Origin of the sequence: Bartonella sp. CL25QHWL (assembly GCF_042195335.1) — a bacterium.
In the GTDB taxonomy this organism is placed as follows: domain Bacteria; phylum Pseudomonadota; class Alphaproteobacteria; order Rhizobiales; family Rhizobiaceae; genus Bartonella.
Map to the genome: position 1 here is coordinate 1 of NZ_JBHIOE010000102.1, position 611 is coordinate 611.

Below are 611 nucleotides of genomic sequence, written 5' to 3' on the forward strand. Positions count from 1 at the left end.
GTTTCCATTGTCTTCTTGTAAGCAACCGTGAAAAATTGGGACTTCAATCGGGGTCGAATCGGGTACCATTCGATTCATGGCCAGAATCGGCTAACACTTGACAACCACAAGCCCGTCTCTTTTACGTAGGTATTCGAACCACTCCCAAGAACAAAGTCTTACATTCGGCTATCCTGTAACGCAATTCGTCGCGAGGTGTCTCTGTGAGTCTAATGCCTTCATCCATCTCACTCTCCCGTGAGTCTGGTGCTATCGTCTGTCTCGCACAACCAGGAATGACCTATTGTGGACATTACATATGCAACATCCCACTTCTGATATGTAAGCAACCGTGAAAAATTGGAAATTCGAACCGGGTACCATTCGATTCAGGACCCAGAATCGCTAACACCTGTCCATCTAGCCAGCCCCTTTCAGGTATTCTAACCACTCTTAAGAACCGAGTTTTACAATTGCAGCAAGCAGGGAAGGAGATGCAGGCGATACCACCAAAACATTGCTGGTTCTCCAATTCAAGCGGGTCTTTCAAGAGTTTCTCCGGCTTTCCACTCTGTTTTCCGGCAATCGCATAACTCAATTTCTTCGTTTTACTTTGGGTGCAGCAAGAATTA

Annotated in this window: 1 protein-coding gene; it reads right to left on the reverse strand. The window is 46.2% G+C overall.

Annotated features, from left to right (window positions below):
* Nucleotides 1–292: 292 nt before the first annotated feature.
* Nucleotides 293–611, reverse strand: a 319-nt coding sequence (locus tag ACFILY_RS09680; RefSeq protein WP_375673394.1) for a hypothetical protein, incomplete at its 5' end; no start/stop codon positions are given.